General features: G+C 60.0%; 9 protein-coding genes and 1 pseudogene. 2 read left to right on the top strand and 8 right to left on the bottom strand.

Annotated features, from left to right (window positions below; genetic code table 11):
- The 6 genes and pseudogenes from HMPREF2765_RS05770 to HMPREF2765_RS05745 all read right to left on the bottom strand — a co-directional run.
- Nucleotides 1-210 (bottom strand): annotated as a pseudogene (locus HMPREF2765_RS05770) (transcriptional initiation protein Tat); the annotation flags it as partial.
- Nucleotides 211-806: 596 nt separating this feature from the next.
- Nucleotides 807-2594 carry a DEAD/DEAH box helicase gene (locus HMPREF2765_RS05765; protein WP_070604645.1) on the bottom strand — a complete coding sequence of 596 codons (1788 nt, stop codon included), beginning with the start codon at nt 2592-2594 and terminating at the stop codon, nt 807-809.
- A 264-nt stretch (nt 2595-2858) separates the two neighbouring features.
- Nucleotides 2859-3158 carry a DUF3039 domain-containing protein gene (locus HMPREF2765_RS05760; protein WP_005506434.1) on the bottom strand — a complete coding sequence of 100 codons (300 nt, stop codon included), beginning with the start codon at nt 3156-3158 and terminating at the stop codon, nt 2859-2861.
- 281 nt (nt 3159-3439) lie between these two features.
- Entirely contained in the window at nt 3440-5116 is a 1677-nt protein-coding gene (locus HMPREF2765_RS05755) for a transporter (RefSeq protein ID WP_070604643.1), read from the bottom strand.
- Entirely contained in the window at nt 5092-6030 is a 939-nt protein-coding gene (locus HMPREF2765_RS05750) for an ABC transporter ATP-binding protein (RefSeq protein WP_070604641.1), read from the bottom strand. The genes HMPREF2765_RS05755 and HMPREF2765_RS05750 overlap by 25 nt, the downstream gene beginning before the upstream one ends.
- Before the next feature lie 318 nt (nt 6031-6348).
- Nucleotides 6349-7350 (bottom strand): tetratricopeptide repeat protein, encoded by a 1002-nt coding sequence (locus tag HMPREF2765_RS05745; RefSeq protein WP_070604639.1) that lies wholly within the window; start codon nt 7348-7350, stop codon nt 6349-6351.
- Between the two features lie 294 nt (nt 7351-7644).
- Between HMPREF2765_RS05745 and HMPREF2765_RS05740 the strand changes: the two genes are divergently transcribed.
- Nucleotides 7645-8931 carry an AI-2E family transporter gene (locus tag HMPREF2765_RS05740; RefSeq protein WP_070604637.1) on the top strand — a complete coding sequence of 429 codons (1287 nt, stop codon included), beginning with the start codon at nt 7645-7647 and terminating at the stop codon, nt 8929-8931.
- A gap of 170 nt (nt 8932-9101) precedes the next feature.
- Here HMPREF2765_RS05740 and HMPREF2765_RS05735 read toward each other — a convergent pair whose 3' ends face one another.
- Both HMPREF2765_RS05735 and HMPREF2765_RS09095 read right to left on the bottom strand, forming a co-directional pair.
- Nucleotides 9102-9920 (bottom strand): alpha/beta hydrolase, encoded by an 819-nt coding sequence (locus tag HMPREF2765_RS05735; protein ID WP_070604635.1) that lies wholly within the window; start codon nt 9918-9920, stop codon nt 9102-9104.
- A gap of 66 nt (nt 9921-9986) precedes the next feature.
- A complete protein-coding gene (locus tag HMPREF2765_RS09095) occupies nt 9987-10313 on the bottom strand; it encodes an ATP/GTP-binding protein (RefSeq protein ID WP_083303621.1) in 327 nt (108 codons plus the stop codon).
- Between the two features lie 226 nt (nt 10314-10539).
- On the opposite strand from HMPREF2765_RS09095, the gene nucS reads away from it, so the two are divergent.
- Nucleotides 10540-11253, top strand: coding sequence for an endonuclease NucS (gene nucS, locus HMPREF2765_RS05730; protein WP_005506450.1), 714 nt, complete (start codon nt 10540-10542; stop codon nt 11251-11253).
- Nucleotides 11254-11507 lie beyond the last annotated feature (254 nt).

Below are 11507 nucleotides of genomic sequence, written 5' to 3'. Positions count from 1 at the left end.
GAAGCGAATCTTGTCAACCTTAGCGGGAACGGTGAACTTCTGAGTGTTCTTAGCGCCGGAAGGCTGGCCAGAGATGTTGAACTTGGGAGCAGATGCGTACGCGCACTCAGTAGAAGATGCGAAAGCGGGAACTGCAGCGGATGCTGCAACAACCGGAGCAGCCCATGCTGCGCCAGCAACAACCTTGCGGCGAGAAATGTTAGTAGACATGTATGTCCTTCGAGAGTGATATCTTGGGCACTCACTCTCACCAAGAACGCGGCCGATAAATCCACGCAGGGCAAACGCACACACAAAAGTGAAGATAGCGTGCAGAGGAGAGTGAATGCATGATGTTTCTATACAAGCGTCAGCCCCTGCACGCCCAGAAGATCAAAAACACATAGGTCAGCTTCAAAAGCACAGGGAAACCCAACACTTGGAGAAAGCATACCCCCCCCCCCGTATGAGTTTTTCAAGCGAAAAACGCACACAATCTTCCATAAACCCACTTTGACCTGCGTTATTCAACCAATGCTTGAACTTTTATTCACACATATTCCACCCTTAAATCCCTCTGGCACACCTCCCATAAACAACCTTCAGACGATGTTTTTCTCAAATTAGGAAACAAAAACCAACATCTACTTTCCAAGAACCACACATTCCCACCATCTAGTCGCCTTATTTTTCCGCGCATGTGCTTTTAAGCACCTGAGAAAACCTTCAGGTAAAAATCACTCAAAGAACTACAGCTACCCTACATACGCAAGAAGCCCCGCGAGCGCACACACTCGCGGGGCTTTCCCCTATGTTCTATTCACGTTCTAGCGTCGGCCCACGAACCAGTCCGATAGCTTATCGATACGCGCCTGAATCTGCTCAGCAGAAGCCTGCGCGACCGCCGGGCCGCCACAAATCTTACGCAGCTCATTATGAATCACGCCGTGCGGCTGACCCGAACGAATCGACCACGCCGCCACATTCTTCGCCAGCTTATTGCGTAGCTCCTTCAACTGGCGGTGATCCACCACCGAAGGTGCCGCAGTCGCCGGGCGGCGTGCCGCATGCTCACGCTGATGCGCTCGCAACAGCGTACCGACCTGTTCGGCATCCAGCAGGCCTGGAATACCCAGGAAGTCCTGCTCCTCCTCACTGCCCACGGCAAGGTTGCCGGAGGCGAACTCGGCGCCGTCGAACAGCACACCGTGGAAGGACGCCTCGGAGCCGAGCGCCTCGAACTTGCCGCGTGCCAGCTGCTCGGAGGCGCGCTCCTCGCGGTTTGCTTCTTCGAGCAGGTGATCGTCCAGGCCTTCAACCATAGGGTCGATTTCCTGGGGTGTGCCACGGTCGAGGGCGTGGTCGCGTTCTACTTCCATGTCGTTGGCGAGCATCATCAGCTGCGGCACCGAGGGCAGGAACACGGATGCGGTTTCGCCGCGCTTGCGGGCACGCACGAAACGGCCGATCGCCTGCGCGAAGAATAGCGGGGTGCTGGTGCTGGTGGCGTACACGCCCACGGCGAGGCGGGGCACATCCACGCCTTCGGACACCATGCGCACGGCGACCATCCAGCGCTGCGTGCCCTCGCGGAATTCGTCGATTTTCGCGGAGGCTTCGCGGTCGTCAGAGAGAATCACGGTGGGATATTCGCCGGTGATTTTCTGAAGCTGTTCGGCGTAGGCTTTGGCGTCCGCGTGGTCGGTGGCGATGACGAGCGCGCCGGCGTCGGGCACGGTGCGGCGCACCTCGGTCAGGCGCTTGTCGGCGGCGGCGAGCACGGTCGGAATCCATTCGCCGTTGGGGTCCAGGGCGGTGCGCCATGCCTGGGAGGTGATGTCCTTGGTGAAGCCTTCGCCGAGGTTTGCCGCCATTTCTTCGCCCGCGGAGGTGCGCCAACGCATCTGGCCCGAGTACGCCATGAAGATGACCGGGCGCACCACGTGGTCCTTGAGCGCGGGGCCGTAACCGTAGGAGTAGTCCGCCTTGGAGCGGCGGATACCGTCATTGTCGACCTCGTAGGTGACGAACGGAATCGGGGAGGTGTCCGAACGGAACGGGGTACCGGTCAGCGCCACGCGGCGGGTCGCGTCGTCGAACGCTTCACGCAGGCCGTCACCCCAGGAAAGGGAATCACCGGCGTGGTGAATCTCGTCAAAAATCACGAGGGTTTTCGTTTCCTCGGTGTTGCGGGCGTGCAGCTGCGGCTTATTCGCCACCTGCGCGTAGGTCAGCGCCACGCCCTTGTAGTGGCGGCTGATGGTCACATCCGCGTTCTTGAAGTTCGGGTCAATGGGAATACCGACCTTCGCGGCGGCATCTGCCCACTGCTTTTTCAGGTGGTCGGTCGGCGCCACAACGATGAGCTGGCGGACCGTGCCGCGGTTGAATAGTTCCTTGGCGAGGGTCAGCGCAAACGTGGTTTTACCCGCGCCGGGGGTTGCGACTGCCATGAAGTCGCGGGGGTTGGTTTCGAAGTACTTCTGCATGGCTTCTGCCTGCCAGGCGCGCAGGCTGACGGAGGTACCCCAGGGGGCGCGGTCGGGGTATGCCGGGGAGAGCTTCGGCTTCACCATACTGTCGAATAGTGTGGGTTCCTCTGCGGGTGCGCTCATTCTCTCCTTCTTCCTCGTCTGCATCTGCTGTTGCGGCGGGTTAGGCTCGGGACGGCTGATGCCCGCCGGGCACAGCGAGGTTAAATTCTAGCACCACATCCGCGGGTTGGGCCGGGCTGTGGTGCAAGAATTTGGTGCTCGTCAGCAAAGTCTCATGAGCGGTGTTGGGCCGTTGAGTCTTGCTGCTGCGGCGTGTTATTTATTCGTATTTATTCAGGCGTATCGCCCAGGTTGTGTTGTCTGAGGCGTGTCGCCTGGCGCGTATTATTCGCCGGAGCCGTTGTCGCCGTCGTTGCCGGGTGCGAGGCCTTCGTAGATTTCCTTGCACTGGGGGCAGACGGGGAACTTCTGCGGGTCGCGGCCGGGTACCCACATTTTGCCGCAGAGGGCGCGCACGGGTTCACCGGTCAGCGCCGATTCGAGGATCTTTTCCTTGCGTACGTAGTGGGAGAAGCGCTCGTGGTCGCCGGGCTCAGAAAGCTGGGTTTCTTCGCGTTCGAGCAGAGCGGTACCGCCTGCGGTTCCGGGGCCAAAGGGGTCTTCGATGCCTTCGATCGAGCTCATGTTTCTCCTTGATGATGAGGTGGGATACATAGGGTGAGGGGTGCCGCTGCACGGTTGGGTGATCGGCGCCTTCTCTATTTTAGTAGCAGTTGGGAGGTGCTGAGCCCCCGGGTGGTCAATATGGAGGCAGGCCACAGCTCAACCATAGACTCTTAGGTATTGCGGTGAGCTTCTTTCCGCTAGAAGTTCGGGCGGCACAGAAAAGGGGTTCCGTGCCAGGCTTAGTACCTAACACGGAACCCCTCTCGTTTATTCCTGATGTGCTGGAGCTTCGACTCTTGTTAGTTCGCCTGGAAGCGTGCCACACGCTCCAGCATCTTGGAGCTGACCTTGTCGTAGCGGTGACCGCCCCATGCCACGCCGCCCACGAGCAGTGCGGCACCAATCAGCAGCTGAATCAAGCCACCGTAGACGAGGGTTAGTAGATCTTGGGTCACGAAAATGTACACAACAACAGAGATACCGCCGGGTAGCGCGCTGAGCATCACCAGAATTACGGTGAGCATGAGCAGCAACTGATTAGCGAAGCCCTCATTGTTCTTCGGGTTCTTGAACGGGTTAGCACCCGGAGGCGCCACGGGCGGGCTAATGAAGGTGTCCATCACGCTGCCCATACCAGCCGCTGCGGCGAGCACGCCCAGCTGGTGCATCAGCACGATGGGGAAAAGCTCCAGGTGTCCATTTGCCGCTGAGGCGACGAACACCATCACCACCACGATCGGAACCATCAGGATGCTGTAACCCCAGAGACGGCCGAGACGATCGTCAATACCGCGTAGCGGGGAGAGCACGTGCAGGCTGAATGCGGTGTTGTCGTAGGAGACGAGGTAGCACATGTAGTAGCCGGTGAAGACGGTGCAGAAGTACATCCAGAATCCGAAGAGCTGCATCACGCCGCTATTGATGATCTGGTTAGCTTCAGCCGCGTTGACGCCGTTAAAACTGGCCCGACTTTCGAAGGAGCCTACAGAGCTCAGGAACAGGGGCATAGCCACCGTCAGTATCAGGTAAAGCATGGCGGTGCTTGCGGTCAGCAGCTGCAGACGGTTGTCTTTCAGAAATGAGTGCAGGGTTCGTGCCGCCACGGCACCACGCGGGGTTGCGGGGAACCGTGCCAACAGACCCAAATCACCCGCGGCGACTTCAGCTGCGCTCGCGTGGTGCGCGCTACCGCCCACATTCGCCATGGAGCGTGCCAGGTTCTTACCCCACAGCCACCATCCGCCAGCCAGGTAGACGAGGGTCAGAGCCAGGCAACCAAGGGCGGTGCCCATATTGCCGGTCGCCATAAAGTAGGGCACCGCAAATGCCGACCCGAAGGGCGTCACGCTGAGCCACGGCAGGTAGGGCAGCACCTCTTCCCAGTGCTTGGTCAGGTAGGTTATCGTTCCACCGAAGATAAAGCCGGCGCTCATCATCAGTAGCATGGCAACGATCATCAGGGTGTTGGCGATGCGCGGGTTATCGTTCAGCGCCATGCCCAGGCGGTTGGCGAGGCGCGCCCACACCATGAGGTTCGCAAGGCCGAGCACGCAGCAGATGAGGTACACGACCAGCGCGAGCGGTTGCGATATAAACGCGATAGCGCCCAGCAGCACGGCAATGATGCTGGCGATACCGGGGATACCCACGAACCCGCCGAGGAACTGGCCCTTCTGCAGGGTGGAGGGTTTGATGGGGAAGAGCACGAATCGGCTCTCGTCCAGGGTGCCGTCCAGGCCACTGAAAAAGATAGGGACGATAGCCCAGGCGAGCGCCACAACGGTGCCTACAAGGAGGGCGCCGAGCTGACCGTATTCGGGTACCTCCGAGTTAGCGATAACGTATGCGGAGCCGAGGCCGAAGAGCATACCGCCCGCATAAAGCGCCGCAAAAATCAGGCCGATGAGCGCCCAGATGCTTCGGCGGAAGGAAGCGAGCACATACTGCCACTTTAGTGAGACGAGGTGCCCAACCATGACAATCCTTCCGAGGAGGTGCGGCCACCGACCAGCTGCACAAATCGTTCTTCAAGGCTCACGCCGGCGCGTACTTCGTCGACGGTTCCGGCGGCGAGAATACGGCCGGAGTCCATGACGGCTACGTGGTCGCACAGGCGCTGGACAAGGTCCATCACGTGCGAGGAGATAATGACAGTTCCGCCGGAGGCAACGAAGCCACGCAGAATGTCCTGAATATTAGCGGCGGAAACCGGGTCGACCGCCTCAAAGGGCTCGTCCAGGATCAGCACGGAGGGCGCGTGAACGAGAGCGGCGGCGAGCGCAATCTTCTTGGTCATACCGGCGGAGTAGTCGGCGACGGCACGACCCGCAGCGTCGGTCAGGTCCATTGCGGTGAGCAGGTCCTTGACGCGGGATGCGACGGTTTCCTTATCGATTCCGTGCAGGTAGCCGGAGTAGGTGATGAGCTGCTCGCCGGTGAGCTTGTCGAAGAGGTGCACGCCGTCGGGCAGCACACCCAGGTGTGCTTTGGCCTTGAGCGGGTCGGCCCACATGTCGATGCCTCGCACGTATGCGGTGCCTTCGCTGGGCATGAGCATGCCGGTGACCATGGAGATGGTGGTGGTCTTACCGGCGCCATTGCGGCCGACCAGCCCGTAGAAGGATCCGGAGGGGATATCCAGGTTGATGCGGTCGACGGCGACCTTCTGACCAAATGCCTTGGTGAGGCCGCGGATTTCGATGGCGGGGCGGGCGCCAGCGGTCGGTGCGGCCTGCGGGGTGACGGGTAGCTGCGGTGCTACCGACGCGGGAACTATAGCTTGAGGTACTACCGCGGCGGGGTTTGCCTCTACTGTGGTCTCTTGTACCGGGTTCTGCGGTGAACCTGGTTCTTGCGGGTTCGGGTCCTGGGGAAAGTGACTAGTGTTCATATTTTCACCCTACCACCCCCCCCCATGAGGTCTAGCAGGTTTGGTGATGAAACCTGCATTATTAAGTACTCACAACGCATATTATGGACATTCCGGAGTGCTATAGATACCATCCAGCCGCGCTATCAGACAGGTTGAGTCGATAAGCTCTCCCCACCCTCAAAACCGCCAAAAACCGCAAAACAGAACGGGCTACCGCCTACCCCGCAGCCGAGTGCGGGGGTAGACGATAGCCCGTCCGTATTCAACGTTTCAGCCGCCTAGATTAGCCAGAGCTAGCTAGACCGGCTCATGACGTTTCCGGGGTGACAGCTGTTTTTAGAACAGCGCCATGGTCAGTGCCGCACGCGCCTTGACGGTGCGCGGGTCAGATGCACCCACCACGTCGAAGAGCTGCACGAGGCGCTCGCGCACGCGCGCCTTATCGTCGGGACCTACCGCGCTGAACAGGCGCAGCAGACGGTTGTACGCGTCCTCCACGTGGCCGCCGACCAGGTCCAGGTCGGCTACGTTGAATGCCGCCTCAATGTTCATGGGGTCTGCCGCGGCCGCCGCACGTTCGGTTGCCAGGTCCAGGTCCTTCACGCGGGCGAGCAGTTCAACCTGTTCCAAGCCGAGCTTCGCTTCCTTATCGCCGGGGTTCTCGGTGATTGCCTTGCGGTATGCGGCGCGGGCACCTTCCAGGTCGCCGCGGTCGAGGGCGGCGACGGCTTCGGCATGCAGGGGCGGCAGGGGCTTTTCGTCGTCGGGAACGACCGGGTCGAAGCCGCCGGGCAGCTGGTACTGTGCCGCGAGCTGCAGAACCTGGGAGAGCACATCGCCGAGGTCTTCTGCGCTGACCGGGCCGGTGTAAATCGGTGCCGGGCGGCCCGCCAGAACGGCAACGCCCGCGGGCACGCCGCTCACGCCGAATGCCTGGGCAGCTTCGGGGAGCTTGGTGACGTCCACGGCGGCGCAAATCATGCTACCTGCGGCGGAATCAACGAGCTTCTGCACGCCTTCGAGCATCTGCAGGGAGGAGGGTGAGTGCGGCGCGTAGAGCGCAAAGATCACGGCGCCCTGGCTGGAGAGCTGCACGAACTTCTGGAACTCTTCGGGGGTGTTGACCTCGTAGCGCCAGGTGGGAGCGGAGGGGGTCTGCTCACCGGCAGCTGCCGCAGTATTCTGTGCCGCTGCGTTGGGGTTCAGCTCCATGGCGTTGCGTACGGAGGCGGGAATCTCCGGCGCTACCCCGTTCTGCGCTGCACCACCCTGCGCGACGTTACCCTGTGCCGCGTTCTGGGATGCGCCGCGGTCTGCCGGATCAAAAATAATGCTCATCCTGGGCTCCTTTACGTTCTGTACCTATTGTTGCGTGCGGGCTAAATCCTTCACGCGTTCCTTCCTCTATTATCCCCACAACGCACCGTTGCGAGCGCCCGTTCTCTGTCGCCTACGCTCTGAGCTCATGCCGGGGATAGCGTTTGGGCTATTGCCCGATCCGTCCCGCAAATATCTCTCCCACATGCACTCCCCTGTCCTTGGGATTCACCGTGGACGCCGTAACAAAGTAAACCAGCCGGTAGAATGGCACAGTAGAGAAAAAATACCCGGAATGATTCGGAAAGGAAGAGCATGAGCGAGAAGAAAGCCTCAGAAGCTCCCGCAGAGACGACATCGTCCCCCGAGACGCGCAAGAAGGAATCCCTCACCGATCAGCTAACGGAGACCTTCAGCGAGCTGACCGAAAGCATTAGCCAGGTGCGTTCCAACCGCCGCCGCGCTTCTATGCCTCCTACGGATACCATTCCGGTGGTTCCCGCCGCTTCTGAGGATGCGCCTCCCGCACCGAAGGTGGTCGGCAACGGTAAGACCTCCATGATGCACAACCCGGTCGCGTTTGGTTTCCTCATGACCGTTGGCGTGGGTTTGGCGCTCTTCGCCTACTACATTTTCAATAATGTGGGTGCCCTGGTGGGTTGGGTGACCGGCGCTATTTTCATTGCTCTGGGTCTGGATCCGATTGTGCGCCGCCTGGAGTCGTGGGGCATTAAGCGCGGTATCGGCGTGATTGCTGTGCTTGCTGGTTTTGCTGGCGCCGTGACCGGTCTGGTCATGACGATTGGCCCGGTTATTAGCGAGCAGGCTTCTAAATTTATCCAGTATGCGCCGGGTATTTATCAGAACACGATTGATTCTGATTGGTACCACGAGCTTGATCAGCGCTTTAATATCAGCACCTGGGTGAATGAGAACATCCCGAAGTTCTTGGAGACAACGTTCTCCTCTTCGCAGGTCAATAGCTTCATGTCGAGCCTGGTATCTGCGGGTTCTACCCTGGCGCAGAGCGTGACCGGCGTGATTATTGTGCTGTTCCTGTCCCTGTACTTCCTCACCTCGATGGACACTATCAAGGCGTGGGGTGTGCGCCTGGCGCCGGCGTCTAAGCGTGTGCGCGTCAAGTACATTACCGACAAGATTACCGAGTCGGTGGGTAACTACGTGATGGGTCAGGCTCTGGTTGCTGTTCTGAATGCTTTTGTGGCGTTCTTTATTATGCTGTTTGTGGGCTTCAGCTTCCCGCAGTTGATGGCTTTGGTCGTCATGATTCTGGCGTTCATTCCGCTGGTTGGTGGCGTGATTGCGCTGATTTTGACCTCGCTGATTCTGCTGACCCAGGGCTGGAGCCTGGCGTTGTGGTTTGCGGTGGCGTACTTCCTGTACTTGCAGGTGGAGGCGTACCTGATTTCTCCGCGTATTATGGCTCGTGCTGTATCGGTCCCTGCCGGTGTTGCGATTATTTCGGTGGCTGCCGGTGGCGCGCTCTGGGGCGTGCTGGGCGCACTGATTGCTATTCCGGCGGCGGCTTCCATGCTGATTCTGGTGCGTGAGGTGTTCATTCCTCGCCAGGACCAGCTATAGTCACCTCCCAGCTCTAGAATCCCCTCTAGGTTCTCTACGCTCTCGCTACTCTTCCCGCGAGGCACGCATCGCGTATAGATACGAAGGCGGCGGCTTTGGATGTTCTATCCAAAGCCGCCGCCTTGATATTTTTATGCAGCGTTTTTATGTCGTGTTTTTATGCCGAACCTTTAGAGCTCAGTGATTTCTTCTGCCACCGGGCCGCTGTACTCGGTGGGCAATTCGGTGGGAACACCGGTCACGATGCTGACAATAGTGTTCAGGACCTGCTGCACGGACTTCTCGCCCACCCACAGGTGCTTGCACCCCTCAAAGGGAATCACCCGAGTGCGCGGTACAGCCGCGAAACGCTCACGCGCCGCCGGAGGCTGCAGGTAGTCGTCGTGCTCGGGCACCAGCGCGTACAGCGGGTTCGAGATTTTGTTCCACTCGTCCAGCTCAGCCGGGTGCACACGGTGCAGCGGCGGGGAGAGCAGAATAGCGCCGGTGAACTCGTTCGCGTATTCGGGCGCGTACTTGAGCACCAGCTCGGTGCCGAAGGACCAGCCGACCAGCCAGGGGTTCGGCAGGGCGCGCTCGCGTACGAACTTCAGGATTGCGTCGAAGTCCTTCTTCTCGGCAAAGCCGCCGTCAAAGACGCCTTCGCTGGTGCCGCGAATCGAGGAGGTGCCGCGAGTGTTGAAACGCAGCACCGCAATGTTTGACAGCGCAGGCAGGCGGAAGGACGCCTTCTTGTACACGTGCGAGTCCATGTAGCCGCCGTGGGTGGGTAGCGGGTGGAAGGTCACCAGGGTTGCCTTGACTTCACCTTCGGGCAGGGCGAGTTCACCGACGAGGCGCTTGCCGTCCGTAGTGGTAACGGTGAAGTTCTCGCGGCGTGCCGGAAGCACAGTACGTGCCTTAATGGGGGTGGGCTCAGCGGCGGTGCTGAAGACGTAGCGGGCGGGATCGAATTCCTGCTCGCGGGTGATGTCGGCGGTGTTGCTCATTGCGTTCCTTCAAGAAATGGATTCGAAAATATGGTCTTGGGTTGCACCTCAAGTGCAGTTTTCAGCCTATTTGCGGCGGATGCGCCAGCAATGCTGATGCCAGTGCCTGCGCTCATCAATGGCGCGGCTACGGCCCATCGTGTGGCTTTCTTGCCACACCACCAGATGCGCTGTTCTGGGCGGAATCGGGCGGTAGCATTCGGGGCAGGTGTAGGTTTTTTGGGCGTTGACGGCGGGAATGTATTGCACCAGCCAGTCACCGTATCGGTCACGTTCCAATCGGGGTGCAGGGTCGAGGATCCTGCTGATATCACGCCCTGCGGGTGCTTGGCGGTGCCACTTATCGCTGGTGGTGCCGGATGCTCGCCTGCCGGGATGATTCTTACGTGCCATGAGCCCTATTCTACCGCGCTGCTCAGCTATCTCTATCTACCAGCCCTGCCACTGTTCGCTCTACGCTCTTCCTCATACTGGCGTGGTACTCATGCTGAGGCGGTACTCCCCCGCCCTGTGCCGCGCTCCCTACTGTGCCCCGTCCGCGACCTGTACCAAGCTCAGGTTCCCTAGCTCATACCCTCACCTGCTAGAGCCAAACACTCGTACCTGCTAGAGTGGACGGATGCGTATTGTCATTGCTGAATGCTCCGTAGATTATGAGGGCCGCCTCCGCGCCCACCTGCCCCGCGCTACCCGCCTGCTGATGGTCAAGAATGACGGCTCCGTCCTCATTCACTCCGACGGCGGTTCCTACAAGCCCCTGAACTGGATGAGCCCTCCCTGCTCCCTGCTGGTAGCTGAGCGTGAGGACGTTCCGCAGAGCATCCGTGAGGACCTAGAGTCCGATGTTCAGCAGCTGTGGACCGTTCAGGCAGCTAAGAGCGATGACCGCCTCATGATTCGCATCTACAAGATTGAGCACGAGCACGCCACCGACCTGGGTGTTGATCCCGGCCTCATCAAGGACGGTGTGGAGGCTGATCTGCAGCGTCTGCTCGCAGAGCAGATCCACACTCTCGGTGAGGGCTATTCGCTGGTGCGCCGCGAGTACCCGACCGCTATCGGTCCGGTAGACATCATGGCGAAGGATGCGCACGGCGTCTCCGTGGCGGTTGAGCTCAAGCGTGTGGGCGATATTGACGGTGTGGAGCAGCTGACCCGTTACCTGGAGTTGCTCAACCGTGACCCGCTGCTGGCACCGGTGCGCGGCGTATTTGCGGCACAGACGATTAAGCCGCAGGCACGTACCCTGGCTGAGGACCGCGGTATCCGCTGCGTGAGCCTGGACTACGATGCGATGCGCGGCGTGGACGACTCCGCTGACCGTCTGTTCTAGCTGACCGTCTGTTCTAAACGGCTCTAGGCTAAGCAGCTGCACATAGCTTGAGGGGCGCCTCCCGACCATGGGAGGCGCCCCTTTTCAGCCCATCATCTTTCTGCCCGCGCTCTTTCGGCGCACGCGTTCTTTCTGTGCACACTCTCGTTCTGCGTAAACAATCTACCCCCGGATACACCAATCGCCGGTGCCCCTCCCCTTTCAGGGTGGAACACCGGCGAGGTGTACACAGTGGCTAATTCCCGCTGAGGGGA

Origin of the sequence: Rothia sp. HMSC062H08 (genome assembly GCF_001810775.1) — a bacterium.
GTDB lineage: Bacteria > Actinomycetota > Actinomycetes > Actinomycetales > Micrococcaceae > Rothia.
This window is presented reverse-complemented; position numbering and strand designations above follow the sequence as displayed.

What these genes read in the sequence shown, in the direction of transcription:
- HMPREF2765_RS05765 (WP_070604645.1), bottom strand. Translation starts at nt 2,594, where the DNA reads ATGAGCGCACCCGCAGAGGAACCCACACTATTCGACAGTATGGTGAAG.
- HMPREF2765_RS05760 (WP_005506434.1), bottom strand. Translation starts at nt 3,158, where the DNA reads ATGAGCTCGATCGAAGGCATCGAAGACCCCTTTGGCCCCGGAACCGCA.
- HMPREF2765_RS05755 (WP_070604643.1), bottom strand. Translation starts at nt 5,116, where the DNA reads ATGGTTGGGCACCTCGTCTCACTAAAGTGGCAGTATGTGCTCGCTTCC.
- HMPREF2765_RS05750 (WP_070604641.1), bottom strand. Translation starts at nt 6,030, where the DNA reads ATGAACACTAGTCACTTTCCCCAGGACCCGAACCCGCAAGAACCAGGT.
- HMPREF2765_RS05745 (WP_070604639.1), bottom strand. Translation starts at nt 7,350, where the DNA reads ATGAGCATTATTTTTGATCCGGCAGACCGCGGCGCATCCCAGAACGCG.
- HMPREF2765_RS05740 (WP_070604637.1), top strand. Translation starts at nt 7,645, where the DNA reads ATGAGCGAGAAGAAAGCCTCAGAAGCTCCCGCAGAGACGACATCGTCC.
- HMPREF2765_RS05735 (WP_070604635.1), bottom strand. Translation starts at nt 9,920, where the DNA reads ATGAGCAACACCGCCGACATCACCCGCGAGCAGGAATTCGATCCCGCC.
- HMPREF2765_RS09095 (WP_083303621.1), bottom strand. Translation starts at nt 10,313, where the DNA reads ATGGCACGTAAGAATCATCCCGGCAGGCGAGCATCCGGCACCACCAGC.
- nucS (WP_005506450.1), top strand. Translation starts at nt 10,540, where the DNA reads ATGCGTATTGTCATTGCTGAATGCTCCGTAGATTATGAGGGCCGCCTC.